The 15,737-nt window shown below is 47.6% G+C and carries 15 protein-coding genes; 6 read left to right on the top strand and 9 right to left on the bottom strand.

Going from position 1 to position 15,737, the window contains the following annotated elements; all coding sequences use genetic code 11:
* Window positions 1-39: 39 nt before the first annotated feature.
* Complete coding sequence (ispB, locus tag ACKLNH_RS05485; RefSeq protein WP_413111231.1) at window positions 40-1,011, bottom strand: octaprenyl diphosphate synthase; 972 nt, start codon at window positions 1,009-1,011, stop codon at window positions 40-42.
* Between the two features lie 276 nt (window positions 1,012-1,287).
* Here ispB and rplU point away from each other — a divergent pair, with 276 nt between their 5' ends.
* The 6 genes from rplU (at window position 1,288) to folA (ending at window position 5,141) form a co-directional block, all read left to right on the top strand.
* Window positions 1,288-1,599, top strand: a complete 312-nt coding sequence (rplU, locus tag ACKLNH_RS05480; protein ID WP_413111230.1) for a 50S ribosomal protein L21 — start codon at window positions 1,288-1,290, stop codon at window positions 1,597-1,599.
* 18 nt (window positions 1,600-1,617) lie between these two features.
* Window positions 1,618-1,875 (top strand): 50S ribosomal protein L27, encoded by a 258-nt coding sequence (gene rpmA / locus ACKLNH_RS05475; protein WP_047876379.1) that lies wholly within the window; start codon window positions 1,618-1,620, stop codon window positions 1,873-1,875.
* A gap of 253 nt (window positions 1,876-2,128) precedes the next feature.
* Window positions 2,129-3,319 carry an Obg family GTPase CgtA gene (gene cgtA, locus ACKLNH_RS05470; RefSeq protein WP_413111229.1) on the top strand — a complete coding sequence of 397 codons (1,191 nt, stop codon included), beginning with the start codon at window positions 2,129-2,131 and terminating at the stop codon, window positions 3,317-3,319.
* Window positions 3,320-3,398: 79 nt separating this feature from the next.
* Window positions 3,399-4,181: a threonine/serine exporter family protein gene (locus ACKLNH_RS05465; protein WP_413111228.1), complete on the top strand. Its 783-nt coding sequence runs from the start codon at window positions 3,399-3,401 to the stop codon at window positions 4,179-4,181.
* On the top strand, window positions 4,178-4,642 hold the full coding sequence (locus tag ACKLNH_RS05460) for a threonine/serine exporter family protein (RefSeq protein ID WP_413111227.1): 465 nt from the start codon (window positions 4,178-4,180) through the stop codon (window positions 4,640-4,642). The genes ACKLNH_RS05465 and ACKLNH_RS05460 overlap by 4 nt, the downstream gene beginning before the upstream one ends.
* 19 nt (window positions 4,643-4,661) lie before the next feature.
* The gene (gene folA, locus ACKLNH_RS05455; protein WP_413111226.1) at window positions 4,662-5,141 is read left to right on the top strand and encodes a type 3 dihydrofolate reductase; all 480 of its coding nucleotides are present in this window, start codon (window positions 4,662-4,664) and stop codon (window positions 5,139-5,141) included.
* Between the two features lie 85 nt (window positions 5,142-5,226).
* Here the strand turns inward: folA and ACKLNH_RS05450 are convergent, their stop codons facing one another.
* The 8 genes from ACKLNH_RS05450 to lptD form a co-directional block, all read right to left on the bottom strand.
* Window positions 5,227-6,843, bottom strand: a complete 1,617-nt coding sequence (locus ACKLNH_RS05450) for a methyl-accepting chemotaxis protein (protein ID WP_413111225.1) — start codon at window positions 6,841-6,843, stop codon at window positions 5,227-5,229.
* 166 nt (window positions 6,844-7,009) lie between these two features.
* Entirely contained in the window at window positions 7,010-8,629 is a 1,620-nt protein-coding gene (locus ACKLNH_RS05445; RefSeq protein WP_413111224.1) for a methyl-accepting chemotaxis protein, read from the bottom strand.
* Window positions 8,630-8,853: 224 nt separating this feature from the next.
* The gene (gene apaH / locus ACKLNH_RS05440) at window positions 8,854-9,666 is read right to left on the bottom strand and encodes a bis(5'-nucleosyl)-tetraphosphatase (symmetrical) ApaH (protein WP_413111223.1); all 813 of its coding nucleotides are present in this window, start codon (window positions 9,664-9,666) and stop codon (window positions 8,854-8,856) included.
* Between the two features lie 9 nt (window positions 9,667-9,675).
* The gene (apaG, locus tag ACKLNH_RS05435) at window positions 9,676-10,053 is read right to left on the bottom strand and encodes a Co2+/Mg2+ efflux protein ApaG (RefSeq protein WP_413111222.1); all 378 of its coding nucleotides are present in this window, start codon (window positions 10,051-10,053) and stop codon (window positions 9,676-9,678) included.
* A gap of 103 nt (window positions 10,054-10,156) precedes the next feature.
* Complete coding sequence (rsmA, locus tag ACKLNH_RS05430; protein ID WP_413111221.1) at window positions 10,157-10,978, bottom strand: 16S rRNA (adenine(1518)-N(6)/adenine(1519)-N(6))-dimethyltransferase RsmA; 822 nt, start codon at window positions 10,976-10,978, stop codon at window positions 10,157-10,159.
* Entirely contained in the window at window positions 10,975-11,967 is a 993-nt protein-coding gene (gene pdxA / locus ACKLNH_RS05425) for a 4-hydroxythreonine-4-phosphate dehydrogenase PdxA (RefSeq protein ID WP_413111220.1), read from the bottom strand. The genes rsmA and pdxA overlap by 4 nt, the downstream gene beginning before the upstream one ends.
* Complete coding sequence (gene surA, locus ACKLNH_RS05420; protein ID WP_413111219.1) at window positions 11,957-13,258, bottom strand: peptidylprolyl isomerase SurA; 1,302 nt, start codon at window positions 13,256-13,258, stop codon at window positions 11,957-11,959. The genes pdxA and surA overlap by 11 nt, the downstream gene beginning before the upstream one ends.
* Before the next feature lie 25 nt (window positions 13,259-13,283).
* Window positions 13,284-15,611 (bottom strand): LPS assembly protein LptD, encoded by a 2,328-nt coding sequence (gene lptD, locus ACKLNH_RS05415; protein WP_413111218.1) that lies wholly within the window; start codon window positions 15,609-15,611, stop codon window positions 13,284-13,286.
* Window positions 15,612-15,737: the final 126 nt, after the last annotated feature.

Below are 15,737 nucleotides of genomic sequence, written 5' to 3'. Positions count from 1 at the left end.
TCAATGTTGTGCATCAGCATAAGATCGTACTTGATCCTCTTATTTGCTTCTATTGACTGCTAACTCAGCCAGTGCGATCAAGGCTTGTTTATATTCAGAGTCTGGAATTATCGCCAATGCATTTATCGCTTTTTGAGCTTCTTCTTGAGCGCGTTGACGAGTGTAAGTAAGAGACCCTGTGGCATGCATACACTCAAGAATAGGATCCAAGAGATCCCGCCCATCGCCTTGCTCTATGGCCGTTCGGATCATTGCGCTTTGTGCTTCAGTGCCGTGGCACATGGCGTGTAGTAACGGTAATGTTGGCTTGCCTTCAGCGAGATCATCGCCGGCGTTCTTACCCATTTGCTCGGTATCAGCTTCGTAATCAAGCACATCGTCAATTAACTGGAAAGCCGTGCCTAGATAGCGGCCATAGTCTTGCATGGCGGTTTCTACCGCAGCAGAAGAGTCGGTTATGATGGCCCCAATCTGTGTCGCCGCTTCAAAGAGGCGTGCGGTTTTTGAGTAGATAACCTGCATGTAGTTTTCTTCTGTGATGTCAGCATCGTGGATGTTCATTAACTGCAGAACCTCCCCTTCAGCGATCACATTGGTCGCTTCACTCATGATGTCGAGGATCTTTAAGGATCGTAAGCTGGTCATCATTTGGAATGAGCGAGTATAGATATAGTCGCCAACCAACACCGACGCAGCGTTACCAAACATGGCATTGGCCGTTGCTTTACCACGGCGCATATCTGATTCATCGACTACGTCGTCATGCAGTAAAGTTGCGGTATGAATAAACTCGATAAACGCAGCAGCGGTGGTATGCTTTTCGCCGTTATACCCTAAGGCGCGCGCAGCGAGGACGGCGAGCATGGGTCTTAGGCGTTTTCCACCGCTATTTACGATATAAAAGCCGAGCTGATTAATGAGCACGACATCAGAGTTAAGTTGGGCAATGATTTTTGCATCAACATTAGCCATGTCTCTTTCTGTAAGTGATTGAATTGTATTAAAATCCATCCGGCATCCGACGAGTAAGGAAAAACGTAATGTGTGTTTTTTTATTAGGAAATTGTTATCAATCTTACACTAATTTATCCTTCTCTACACACACCAAATCAAGCATTTGACACAGCTAGTGTCTGCTGTGCAGCAAATCACCAATTTTCTTTGCTGAACTAGTTGCCAGACGCGATGTTTTCGCGTAACATTCGCGCCCTATTGATGACAAGTTTAAGCGCATACCTATTGTTTGAAATACTAACAATGGCCTATGCGGAAGCGGAGTATTAAGATATGTACGCGGTTTTCCAAAGTGGTGGTAAACAACACCGAGTAAGCGAGGGTCAAACCCTTCGCTTGGAAAAACTGGACGTTGAAACTGGCGCAAGCGTTGAGTTTGATAACGTTCTACTGATTGCAAATGGCGAAGAAGTAACTGTAGGTGCACCCCTGATTGCAGGCGGTAAAGTAACTGCGGAAGTTGTTTCTCACGGTCGTGGCGATAAAATTAAAATCGTTAAGTTCCGTCGTCGTAAGCACTCTCGTAAGCAAATGGGCCACCGTCAGTGGTTCACTGAAGTCAAAATTACTGGCATCAGCGCTTAATTAGAGGAGATTTAAGAGATGGCACACAAAAAAGCTGGCGGTTCGACTCGAAACGGCCGTGATTCAGAAAGCAAACGCCTAGGTGTTAAGCGTTTCGGTGGCGAATCTGTTCTTGCAGGTAACATCATCGTTCGTCAACGTGGTACTAAATTCCACGCTGGTAACAACGTAGGTTGCGGTAAAGACCACACTCTATTCGCTCTTACCGATGGTAAAGTGAAGTTCGAAGTTAAAGGTCCTAAGAACCGTAAATTTATTTCTATCGAAGCTGAGTAATATCAAGCTCGATACGAGAATTTTAAAAGCCCTGCCATTATGGCGGGGTTTTTCTTTTTAGAGAAGGTGTAAATGTGGGCGTATTTATCGGTTTGCATATAGTGTAAAGCGATAAATGCGTCCTGTTGCCCCCAGTGCGCCAAGGAGCGAAGAAAAGCACTGAATCCAGTTTGTTTTTCACTATACTGTGGGGAAGCAGCGTTTATGTAAGTGGTGGGAAGCACTGCTAAACGCGATTGCGTGGAGAAATAAAATGAAGTTTGTAGATGAAGCGGTGATCCGCGTTGATGCGGGTGACGGCGGTAATGGTACGGTCAGCTTTCGTCGTGAGAAGTATGTCCCTAGAGGCGGACCAGATGGTGGTGATGGTGGTGATGGCGGTGACGTTTATCTGTTAGCTGATGAGAACCTAAATACACTGATAGATTATCGCTTTGAGCGTTTCCATGCTGCCGTGCGTGGTGAAAATGGTCGTGGTGGTAACTGTACCGGTAAGCGTGGTGATGATTGCGTATTGCATGTTCCTGTTGGTACTCGTGCGGTTGATGAAGATACGGGCGAGATCATTGCCGATCTAACGGAACACGGCATGAAGATCATGGTGGCCAAAGGTGGCTTCCATGGGTTAGGTAATACGCGATTCAAATCATCGGTAAACCGCGCACCACGTCAGAAAACAATGGGTTCAAAGGGCGAGGTTCGTCACTTACGCTTAGAACTGTTGTTGCTAGCCGACGTTGGCATGCTTGGTTTACCAAATGCGGGCAAATCGACGTTTATCCGCTCTGTGTCGGCCGCGAAGCCGAAAGTGGCTGATTACCCGTTTACTACCTTAGTGCCAAGCCTTGGTGTGGTAAGGGTGGATAGCGAGCGTAGTTTCGTTGTGGCTGATATTCCAGGCCTTATTGAAGGTGCTGCAGATGGCGCTGGGCTGGGTATTCGTTTCCTAAAGCACTTAGAGCGTTGCCGTATCTTGCTGCATATGATCGATGTGATGCCAGCGGATGGATCTTGCCCGATCGAAAATGCCTTTACGATCATTAATGAGCTTGAGCAGTACAGTGAAAAGCTGGCGGCAAAACCGCGTTGGTTGGTCTTCAATAAAGTTGATCTTCTTCCGGAAGATGAAGCGCAAGCTAAGATTGATGAAATTCTCGATGCATTAAGCTGGGAAGGCGATTACTATTGTATATCGGCGCTAAACCGTCTGAATACTAAACCGCTGACTTACGACTTGATGGAAGCCATTGAGCTACTTCCACGTGAAATCGTTGCTGATGAGGCCCCTGAAGACAAGGCTGACTTCAAGTGGGATGATTATCATGACCAGAAAATCCGCGAAGCCGAGAAAGCCGCTGAGATTGACGGTGACGATGATGACGATGATGATTGGGATGACTGGAATGAAGACGATTACGATGTAGAGATAATCTATAAACCGTAAGTTAGCAAACTAGCTCAGAAGTAAAAAGCCGCAGTGATGCGGCTTTTTTTGTTTTAAGACCGACTCAGGAGGAGTATGCGTGTCTGAATTCTCTCAACCCGAAGAGCAGCGTGCCATATCTAGGGTATGCGTGAAAGCGGGACAGATATTACTGCAACACGGCGCTGAAAGTGCATTAGTGGTTGATCTTACTCGTCGACTAGGGATCGCCTTAGGGATTGACAGTGTCGAGTTATCCCTGTCTGCAAGCTCCATGGTACTAACTACCCTACAGAATGATCACTGTATTACTACCGCGCGTCGTTGCCCAGATCGTGGCATCAACATGCAAATGGTAACCGAGGTGCAGCGTATTTGTATTTCCGCTGAACACGGCATTTTAGATAGGCGTGGGGTAATGGAAAAACTCGATCGCCTTAAGCCGATGCGTTACAACCGTTGGTTAGTCTTGATAATGATCGGTTTGTCTTGTGCTGCTTTTAGCCGCATTGCTGGGGGTGATCTTGCTGTTATGGCGTTGACCTTTTGTGCCTCGTGTTGTGGCATGCTTGTGCGGCAAGAGTTGGCGCATCGCCATTTCAACCCCATCGTTAACTTTGGTGTTACTGCATTTGTGACAACGGCCGTTGCAGCAATAGGTATGCGCATGAACATAGGCAACGAGCCTTTTTTGGTCATGGCGTCATCGGTGCTAATGCTGGTTCCCGGCGTACCGTTGATTAATGCCGCTTCTGACATGGTTAAAGGCTTCATTAATATGGGCATTGCACGTTGGATGATGGCATCCCTATTAACGTTGTCGACCTGTTTGGGGATCGTGCTGGCCATGAACCTTTTTGATGTGTGGGGGTGGGGGGCATGAACACGTTTTTTATGATGTTGCACAATGGCTTCTTTGCGATGATCCCAGCTTTAGGGTTTGCATTGCTATTTAATGTGCCTACCAAAGCACTGAAATATTGCGCAATGGGTGGAGCCGTGGGACATATGATGCGTTACTTATTGGTCGATCTTGGACTCTCGATTGAAATGGCGAGCTTTCTCGCGGCGAGCTGCATCGGCTTTTTAGGTGTTTATTGGTCGCAGCGTTTTTTAGCCCACCCGAAAGTCTTTACTGTGGCTGCGGTGATTCCGATGGTACCCGGGGTTTTTGCTTTTAAGGCCATGATTGCATTGGTCGAAATTGATCAAAAAGGATTTAGCCCTGATCTTTTGGCGGCGTTGATGGAAAACTTGCTGAAAGCATCATTCATTATTGCAGGGCTTGCAATAGGGCTGGCATTGCCGGGATTATTGTTTTATCGTCGCCGCAGTGTGGTGTAACTCAATGATAGGAAATGAAATGAAGATCAGTATGATTGCTGCAATGGCGCAAGGGCGAGTGATTGGAAAAGATAATGACATGCCTTGGCACCTTCCCGCTGATTTTGCTTGGTTCAAACGCTGCACCATGGGTAAGCCTATTGTGATGGGGCGGAAAACGTATGACTCAATTGGTCGTCCCTTGCCTGGACGGCACAACATTGTTGTGAGCCGGAATGCTGATTTGGTTATCGATGGTGTTGATGTTGTTGCCTCACTACAAGAAGCGAAAGCGTGTGCTGGTGACGTTGCAGAGTTGATGGTGATAGGTGGTGGCAGTTTTTATCAGGCCTGCTTGCCAGAGGCTGAGCGTCTCTATTTGACCTTTATTGATGCGCACATTGCTGGTGATACTCAATTCCCTGTTTGGGGAGATGAGTGGCGCGTCGTACACCAAGAAGCCTATTCTGCCGATGAAAAAAATGCTTATGACTTAACGTTTTCCATTCTTGAACGATAAAAAAGAGGCTGAGATATTAATCTAAGCCTCTGATATAAAGCACTCGACAATGCCGACGTTATTAAACGTAACGCGGTAAGTCCAATCAGTATTTAAATTTATTCAACTGCTGACCTAATTGCAGGGCACTATCGGCCAACGCCTGACTTTGCTGACTGAGGTTTTGTGCTGCTTCGTTAATTTGATCGGCGGCCTGATGAACAAAGTTAATGTTGGTGCTTATCTCTTCTGCAACACTGCCTTGCTCAACGGAGGCTGTGGCGATCTGAACGATCATTTCGTTGGTTTGATTCAGCTCTGTGCTGATGTCACTCAGTAGAGTTTGTACGTTATTAGCATGATTTACTGTGTTTTCCGTTGTTTGACGGCTTGCCTGCATGGTTTCTGCGGTATCAATCGCATGTTGGGTTAGGTTATCTATCGTACCTTGAATCTCATTAGTCGAGGCTTGTGTGCGCCCAGCCAGATTGCGCACTTCATCAGCAACAACCGCAAAACCACGCCCTTGTTCACCGGCACGTGCTGCTTCTATCGCTGCATTGAGTGCGAGCAGGTTGGTTTGCTCTGACACGCCCTGAATTACCGTGGTGACTTCGCTGATATTAAGCACACCATGCTTGAGGTGTTCGACTTTCTGGTCTGATTGCTCAATATCACTGGCCACGGTGCTGATGGCCTGCATTGTTTTCCCCATGAGCTGATTACTCTGCTCGGTTTGGGTGGCGACATTCTGCGTTGAATTGGCTGCGAGCTCTGCGTGTTGCGCGACCTCGGCAATCGATGCGCTCATCTGTTGCATCGCGGTGGCAAGTTGGGTGAGCTGCTCATGCTGCTCGTTAAGGCTCTGCGCGCTCTGTTCACTCGCTGCTGCCATGGATTGCGCCATCGATAAGGATTGTTCACTGGTTTGAGCGGCGGCGCTGAGTGTGGATTTAATGCGCGAGTTGGCATCTTGCAATGCGATAGCGATATCGCCTACCTCATCGCCACGATCAAGTTCATAATGTTGCGTGAGATCGCCATGAGCAAGCGCTTTCACCTTTTGGCTTAAGGAGTGTAGCGGGGCTGTGATGTCACGACCAATCAGATGCGCGATAACAACCAGTAGGCTCGCGATGATAAGGGTGACGAGCACTTGTCCACCCATGTTACGCCAGAAGGCACTGTCGATATCTAGAGTGTGTACGCCAGTGCCCACGACCCAATTCAGTTCAGGGATCAGGTGGACGTATGAGATTTTGTTGGCGATGTCGCCACTTGGGGAGACCCAGCCATAATCAAGAAACCCTTTGCCTTGGGTACGACCAATACGTGACATCTCTTGCCAATGGTATTTGCCATTAGCATCTTTTATATTGGCGACAGAGGTGCCTTCCTGTGCCTCACGCAGTGGGTGCATGATCAGCGTGTCATTGGTATCTGTGATCCAAAAGTAGTTATTGCTGTCATAGCGAATATTGCGTAGAGCGCTGATAGCTTGGGTTCCAGCAGCCTCAAGATCTCGCGGGTTTTGTTTGATATAGCCATTGATCAGTGTTGCCGCGGTTTCCACTTGCTGTTGCATGCCAATTTTCCGTTCGGCGTAATCGCCATCGAGAGTGCGGTAGAGCAGAAAGGCAGTGTTGATAACCAGCAGTGTAATGGCGGTAAAAATAAGCAGCCACAGCTTTTGCCTGATTTTAATCCGTTGCAGTATACGCATGCGTCTCTCCGAGCTATTTGGGTGATTATGCTTCTAAGTATTCTATAACGGCATGATGTATAAAAATGTTAACAGAGTTGTTGTTTATAATGAGCAGGAATTTATTTTCTTGGTGACGACGCATCGATAAACACCGATACGTCGTTATGCTTTTGTAGGTTGATAATTAGATTTTGAATAGTTGAATTTGATTGCCAAGCTCTTCGGCGGTAAAGGCGAGGTTTTTACTCTGCTCTGCAAGATGGTGTGCCGCATCGCTAACCTCATTTGCAGATTGGCGAATATTGCCGACACTACGATTTACATCGGTGGCGACCATACCTTGCTCTTCTGCCGCTGTCGCAATGTGTGCCACCATATCACTGGCTACCGTTACCTCATTGGCAATGCTGTCTAGTTCTTCCTGACTCGCATTGACTTGAGTAACGCTGTTTTGAGTCTCTGTTAAGCTTTGTTCCATCGCAGTGACTGCCTCTAAGGCACGCTGAGTCAGCTGCTCGATAGTTTTCTCAATCTCACTGGTGGAGTCGGAGGTTCTCCCTGCTAGGCTGCGTACTTCATCAGCCACCACGGCAAAGCCGCGGCCTTGCTCACCAGCCCTCGCTGCCTCTATCGCGGCATTAAGAGCAAGCAGGTTGGTTTGCTCTGAAATTCCTCCGATGACGCCTGTCACATCACCAATTTGTACTACCCCTTGCTTTAGTTGCTCGACAATGGCGTTAGCTTTGCTGATCTGTGCTTGAACAGCATTTATTGTCTCTACAGTATGGCGCATATCATCACGCCCTTGGCGGGTTTGTGCGGCGACGGATTGACTGGTTTGCGCGCCGAGATCTGCGTTTTGAGCGACATCTGAAATCGAGGAGCTCATCTGTGCCATAGCACTGGCCAGTTGCTCCAGCTCATGTTGTTGCGTGCTGACGCTGTGTGCTGTTTGCTCTGATGCAGAAGCGATAGATGCAGCCATCGCGGCCGATTTCTGAGCGGATTCATTCGCTAAGCCCAGTATGGCGCGGACGTTATCAATGGATTCATCCAATTTGTCGGCCATCTGCCCTAATTCATCGCGACGATTGAGTTTTAGGTTAACGCGCAGGTCGCCTTCAGAGATTTGTTCAAATTGCGTCATCATTTTAACGAGAGGGCGAGTAATGTCGCGAGTGAAGACATACCCAATCACCAACAGTAGTAAGGAAGCCACGGCGGTGATGATGAGTTGTGGTAGTGTGACGCTCCAAACTTGCTGGTTAATATCATCGACTCGTAATCGCGTACCAACAATCCAGTCCCACTCAGGGATGAATTGGTAATAGGTAAGAAGAGCTTCAGGCTCACCATGGTTATTGTTTAGCGTATACTCAACAAAGCCTCGTCTGCTGCTGTTAGCGCCTGTTACTATGCTTTGCCAATAGTCTTGATTATTGACGTCAAGTTGCCCCGTCATGATCGTCCCTTCTTTACTTTTATCGGCGGGGTAGTTGACCAAACGGCCTTGGGTGTCCAACACCCAAAAATAGTTCTCCTCGTTGTAGCGCATAGTATCTAGGGTGCGGCGAGCGAGAGATTCGGCACTGGAACGACCATAAATATCCGCTTGAGTGATGAAAGATTCAATGACACTGATTGCAGTTTCGACCTGTGCTTGCAATTGATGTTGACGCTCTTCGTATGCGGTTTGGCGTAATGAAAAGATGTTGAAGGTGATGGAGATGATCAGCGTTACAATCGCGACGGCCATTAATCCGTTTAGTTTTTTGAATATGGAAATATTGCCAAGAGAAATCATAAAGTAATGCCTCGTTCCTTTTAGGCTTGCGCTAAATGTAAGATCTCGAACTCACACCATGTTATATGTGTGTTATTGTGGTCGAGTTGCGTTCTAAGTGACGCTATGTTGTTAATAATAAAACTATTTGTAAGTTAGTTGGGGTATATATCAAAGAAGTGTGAATACGGTTTGAGACCTAAGTCGCATTTTTTTTATGCCAAGAAATAATACGACCTATTCTCTTATTGAATGTACGATTTTTGTACAAATTGCTGTTTATCTTCCCAGCGTAGCATTGTCATTGTGCCTCCCCATACGCATCCGGTATCAAGCCCGTATTCTGGCGGAGTAAATTTGCCATTCAGTGCGGCCCAATGCCCAAATATAATCGGCTTAGTTAGCGATTTGCGTCGTGGCAGTTGAAACCAAGGCATCAATGGGCTGTCGACGGGAAGATCATGGGGAGAAAATTTACATTCACTATCTAAGCTGCCATTAGAATAGCAAAAGCGCATTCTGGTTAGGGCGTTAATGGTAAAGCGTAGTTGCTCAATTTCCGTTTTTGCATTTTCCCAATGGGCTGGCTGGTTACCGTACATATGTTGGAGTAACCAAGGTTGGCGCTCTGAACGTAAAACCCGTTCAACGTGTTGCGCTTGCTGACGGGCTTGGTTTAGGTCCCACATCGGCGGGATGCCAGCGTGTGTGACGACAAATTCATCGTGCTCAGCTAATAATGCTTGTTGGCTAAGCCAGTCGAGCAGCTCTATGCGGTCGGGGGCATCTAAGATCGCCTGCACCTTATCGCGTGGCTTGGCGGTCTTGAAACCCGCAGCCGTGGCCAGTAAATGGAGGTCATGATTGCCAAGCACTGTTTTTGCGCTATGTCCTAGAGATTTTATCAGGCGTAGGCAACTGAGCGAATCTGGGCCGCGAGCGACAAGATCGCCACATAGCCATAACGTGTCATGTTGCCGAGAAAAACCGACGGTACCTAACAGTGTATCTAGCTCTTGGTAACAACCTTGCAGGTCACCCACTAGGTATGTGGACATAACTTTTCCTTAGTGAAGTATATTGGACACGGCCAGTCGAAATGTAGGGATCTCAATTTGGTGCTCTTGGCCTAAGTGGTCAGCAAAAATATAAAACCCCTGCATGACGCCAACCTCTGTTTCAATTAATGTTCCGCTGGTGTATTGAAACTGCTCTCCTGGCGCAATATGAGGCTGTTGGCCTATCACTCCATCACCCTCGACATGCATCTGTTTGCCATTGGCGTCGGTGATGAGCCAACGTCGTCGCAATAGTTGGATAGGGTATTGGCCTATGTTATCAATTGTAATGGTATAGGAGAAGGCGTAGTGCTGTGTTGTTGGTGCTGGTTGATTGGTTTCGAAGTGGCTGACAATCTGAATCTTCACTTGGGGAAAAGTCTGCATAATCCAAGCCTGTATAATTAGCCGTTATGCATAAGGGTAGAAGGAAAATAGGCGCCCCGGCAAGACAGGGCGCGCTACTTCTTTATCACGATACTGGTTATCGTTATTCTGACTTATTGGCGTGATTGGCATCAAGCCAGTCAGCCATCGCAACAAATTGCTCTACGGTGAGGTTCTCTGGACGCATGGCAGGGTTAATGCCAAGCGCTTCGAGTGTGTCGGCGGAGAGTAACCCTTTGTAGCAATTGCGAATCGTTTTACGACGTTGATTAAATCCTTCACGGCAGACGCGATCAAGCCACTTTAAGCTGGTCGTCGGGTGAGGTAGGATTTCATATGGCATGAGTCTAACAACTGCTGAGTCGACCTTTGGTGCTGGCTTGAACGCCGTTGGCGGAACTTCCAGTACTGGTACCACTTTACAGTAGTATTGTGCCATTACCGTTAGACGTCCGTAGGCTTTGCTGCCAGGTCCTGCTGCCAAACGGTTTACCACCTCTTTTTGCAGCATGAAGTGCATATCCTGAATGTCTTTATGAAAGCTAAACAGGTGGAACATCAACGGCGTTGAAACGTTATAGGGAAGGTTTCCAAAAATACGTAACTTTTGCCCCTTACCTAACAACTGGGTGAAATCAAATTGCATCGCATCCCCTTCATGGATGGTCAGCTTCTTGCCCAGCTCTGGGTGATGGCGCAGGCGCTCAGCGAGATCGCGATCCAGCTCGACAACGTCGAAATGATCCACGCGTCGCCCTACTGGCTCTGTTAACGCTCCGAGCCCTGGACCAATTTCGACCAGTTTTTCACCATTTAGTGGGTTGATGGCGGATACAATGCCATCGATGATATATTCATCATTTAGAAAGTTCTGGCCAAAACGCTTTCGGGCGCGGTGGCCTAAGTGAACCTGATCACTACTCATGTATGTTTATCTACCAATTCGATGGCGTGGGCCAGTGCTGTCCGAAGACTGCCCATGTCCGCCTGTCCGGTACCCGCTAAATCCAATGCGGTACCATGATCTACTGAAGTTCTTATAAACGGTAAGCCTAACGTAATGTTGACCGATTTACCAAACCCTTTGTACTTTAGTACTGGAAGACCTTGGTCATGGTACATCGCCAAGACGGCGTCAGCCTTTGCCAGATACTTATCTTGGAAGAGTGTGTCGGCAGGAAGCGGACCGATAAGATCCATGCCTTCAGCCCGTAATTGTTCAAGCGTAGGCGTGATCACCTCTAACTCTTCTCGACCTAAGCAGCCATCCTCCCCAGCGTGAGGATTTAAGCCACAGACAAAGATCCTCGGATGGCTCAACCCAAACTTTGTCTGCAAATCATGGTGGAGAATACGTGTCACATCAATGAGGCGTTGTGGTGTAATTGCTTGAGAAACATTGGCTAAGGGAATGTGAGTAGTCACTAATGCGACTCTTAATCCTTCGGTTGCGAGCATCATAACCACTTGTGATGTGGCAGATTGCTGTGCAAAAAACTCAGTGTGTCCGCTAAAAGGTACGCCAGCGCGATTGATCACCCCTTTGTGCACCGGGCCGGTAACAACAGCGGCAAATTCGCCACTGAGACAACCTTGCGTGGCGCGATCAAGGGTATTGAGTACGTAACGACCATTTTCCTCATTGAGTTCACCAGGGGTAGCGGTGTCATTAAGTTCTATATCATCCACAATCACGTGCCCTGCCTCATGTGGGATTGGAGCTGCGTTAGGATCATAGTGGGATATCTGCACGGTTAACCCTAAAGCAGCGGCACGCTGCTTTAGCATCTCTGCATTGGCGCAGACGACCAGCTGGTGTGGGTAGTTATATTGCAATGCACCTAGCACCAGATCTGGGCCGACCCCGGCGGGCTCGCCGGGGGTAATAACGATGCGTTGACAGTTAGCGGTCATCGTCATCTCCGAGGTGTTCAATGTATGCCCCTGCCTTCAACTCTTGCAGCCAAGTTTGCGCTTCTTCGTTAAATTTACGATTAAATAAAATACCGTATGCGCGGTTTTGGAATGCTGCATCAGTACGGTCGACTTCACGCCGTTCTATCACTTCAACAATATGCCAACCATGCACGGTTTTAAATGGCATGCTGATCTCGCCAATGGGTAACTCTTCGACTTGTTGCTTAAATTCAGGCACATAGAGCTCGGGCATTTGCCAGCCTAGTTCACCATTGTTGGCTGCTGAACCGGGATCGGCACTTAAACTGGCAGCGGCATCAGCAAACGTGGTATCGCCTGACAGAATATTGTCACGTGCGCGTAGTAGCTGACGCTCGGCACCTTCATCACTAAGGATGACCGATGTCTGTACCAAGATGTGTCGAGCATTAACTTCCATGACAGACACAGTTTCCATGCCCTGTAGCTCATCAATTTTTAGAATATGATAGCCAACGCCACTTAAAAATGGACCAATAATCGCACCAGCGCCTTGCGTGGAAATCTGATCGGCAAAGACGGTAGGCATTTCTTCTTTACGCTGCCATCCCCAGTTACCGCCCTGCAAAGCTCGAGGCCCTTTAGAGTAGGTCAGAGCTAAGGTGGCAAAATTTTCGCCATTGTTAATTCTGTCGACCAGCTGGTTTGCTTCATTTAAAACAGCATCTCGATCAGCTTTGGTGGCATTATCAGGGAAGCGCAACTGAATATCACTGATATTGTATTGCACGTTAGATAAAGTCTCTTCGCTGATACGTTGAGCGAGTGATTCAACTTCTTGTGGCAATATGTTGATGCGTTGACGTACTAAAGCATTGCGCGCTTCTGATGCTGTGAGTTCGTTGCGTATTTGTTGGCGAAAAGCCGCGTAGCTACTGCCACTGCGCTCAATCGTGGACCGCCACTCTGTTATGCTTTGATTATTCTCTTTAGCAATGTCAGCGATGGTTGCATCAAGTCTGGTGTCATCAATTCGAATGCCGTAGCGCTCTGCTTCTTGGAGTTGCAAGGTTTCGATGATTTTTTGTTCAGTGATTTGCTCGACAAGCACTGCTGTTGAAGGCAGGGATTGCCCTGCCTGTATCGCGCTGAGGTTAATGTTGTTCAGCATGGTGTCGATGTCACTTTGTAAGATGACGCCATTATTGACAATGGTGACCACGCGATCCAGTTCTTGCGGAGCAGCGCCCGCAGTTAGACTCGTTGCGGCGACAAGGCCGCCGATCAACATCTGTTTCCAGTTATTCATATACATCCTACGTCGAGGGAATCCCTTAGTTATTTAAATAAAATGGGCGTCGATAGCTAAGTGCGTTGCCGCCACCTGAGCTGGAGCCAAATCCTGTGCTACCGCCTAATCCAAGCAGGCGGAAATTAAAGCTAATGTTATTTTCATACTCTGGTGTATCGCCGATATTGCGACGATACTTGAGGTATTCGTTATAACCCACCGATATTGCCCAACAACAAGACTCATAGCTCAAAGAGAACTGGCTTTCTGACAAAATGGCTTCGCTAGTATCATAGAAAATATCGCCACGAGCATACCAATTGTCATTTAGCCTTAGCCCGGTTGAAAACCCAGCTTGTGATATGCCGTCTGAAGTAGAGCGGTCGATATCGTTATTCGGTAGGCTCTGCTCAAGATAAGACTGCGAAACATAGCGATAGTTCGTTTGGATGTAATTTCCACCGATACGGTACTCTAGTGTCGTATGCCCGTATTGAATCTCTGCTTCGCTGGCATCGTACTGTAGCCCTGCAGTGAAAAATGTACGGTCGTTATAGTTAAACTCGGTTTCAAAGGCAGAAGCGGAGTAGTTTACTTTGGTGTCTGTGCCGCTTTCTGGTCTATCGAGATAAAAAATCTGTCCATAAGAGAAGGCAAAGCGCTCTTTATATTGCTCATCAAAGAAACGGGTTGATGCACCAACCGTAAACTGATTGGCTGGGGCAATATAGTCAATACTGCTGTATTGACGGTCACGAAATAAGCCGTAATAGTCCTGCTGAAGCAAGTTACTGTCGTAGCCTGTTTGCCCACTGTTGGTTGGGTTATAGATAGCTGACTGATCAACATCCTGTATATACAGGTATTGCATCTTAGGCTCTAGAGTTTGTAAGTATGCTTGCCCCCATACCGTTGTGTCCCGCTCCAGCGTGATACCGCTTAGTAGGCGTAAACTCGGTATCGTTCGGGATACGGATTCTTCCATACCGACAAAATCGCTGTTGTCATTAATATCAAAGTCTTGCTGATAATAGGTATGCATCAGCTTGGCCTCTGACTCAAGGTTCCACCAAGTACCTGCGTAGGGGAGGTAGAGGCGTGGCTCTAAGTGTAGGCGATCTGCGACAGGCTTTTGGTCATCATCATTTTCAAAACGACTATATTGCCCGAGCAGCGAGCCTTCTACCCCAAAAGGTAACTCATGGTAGTAGTTCATACTTAGTTGGGGCATTAAACGATAAATGCTATTACTTCCTGCCGCAGTGAGGCTTTGAAAATCACGCACAGAGAGTGTGGCATTCCAATTGGTATCGCGGTAGGCGACAGAGCCGGTTTGCAGTAGGCTGGAGTCTTCACGATTACCAATATCAGACCCAAGGCCTTTACTAAAATAGTTGAATTGACTGACTTGACTATAGTCGACTGCGACGCGCCAATGGGTAGCAAAAGTGGCACCATGACGCCAGTTAACGGCCCACAACGCCCCGTCTTCTGGTGCTTCTTTATCTTCGCCAAGGTACTCCGTTTTGAGCGCCCCGCGCCCCGTGTCATTAAGGTAACGAAATTGGCTATTGAGCATGACACCACGGTTCTGCATATAGTGTGGTGTGAGCGTTAGATCATAATTAGGAGCAATGTTCCAATAAAATGGTACTTCTAATTCAATACCATTGCGAGAGCCATAACTGGCATTAGGGTAGAGAAAGCCGGTGAGTCGCTCATCGGTGGCCGGCAGGCGTAGGTACGGCATGTATAAAATTGGCACACCTTTGACTGCAAATTTTGCCCCATAGAGGTCGACATACGGAGATGTCGAGTCGTAGTCAACACTGTGTGCTTCGAAGCGCCATGCGTCGTCATTAATAGGGCAAGTGGTGTAGGTGGCGTCTTTTAGATTTATTTCTGTGTCATTTTGTTTGTCGACGACCCGTGCACTGCCTCGCCCAAGTTCACAGATGAGCTCGTAATCAGCATCAAATAGGGTTGCTGTATCTTCGTCAAGGCTAGCATGCATTTTATCTGCGATGATCAAGTATTGCTCATCTTGCAGTTTCACATTACCTGTTGCAGTGACGACATTTTCTGGCTGGCGCAATACTGCGCGATCGGCTTCCATGCGCCGATTCCCTTGCGTAACGACAACATTACCTTGATAGCTAGCTTTATCATCTTGCTGTGCTTCCGCATAGTCAGCTTCAATGGTGACTGGCAGTTGATTGAGTGCTTCTGGAGAGGCTGGGCGTTGCTGACACAGGTTGATCATGGTTTGATCGATATCACTATGTTGCAAACACTCTTTTGCCTGAAGTGGCTGACCGTAGAGTGCCAACGAAACAGCCGTTGCGATAATACTGCGGGAGGTCAAGGACATTTAATTTCACATTCCTGTAGTTTATGCTGGACGATGCGCAGAGCAATGACTGCTATCCCGATAAATGGATGATATGATAATCCAAATTTTCACTCGCGGCACGTTTACTTCATCAATTAATCGCCG

It is taken from the genome of Thaumasiovibrio clandestinus, assembly GCF_047250365.1.
In the GTDB taxonomy this organism is placed as follows: domain Bacteria; phylum Pseudomonadota; class Gammaproteobacteria; order Enterobacterales; family Vibrionaceae; genus Thaumasiovibrio.
This window is presented reverse-complemented; position numbering and strand designations above follow the sequence as displayed.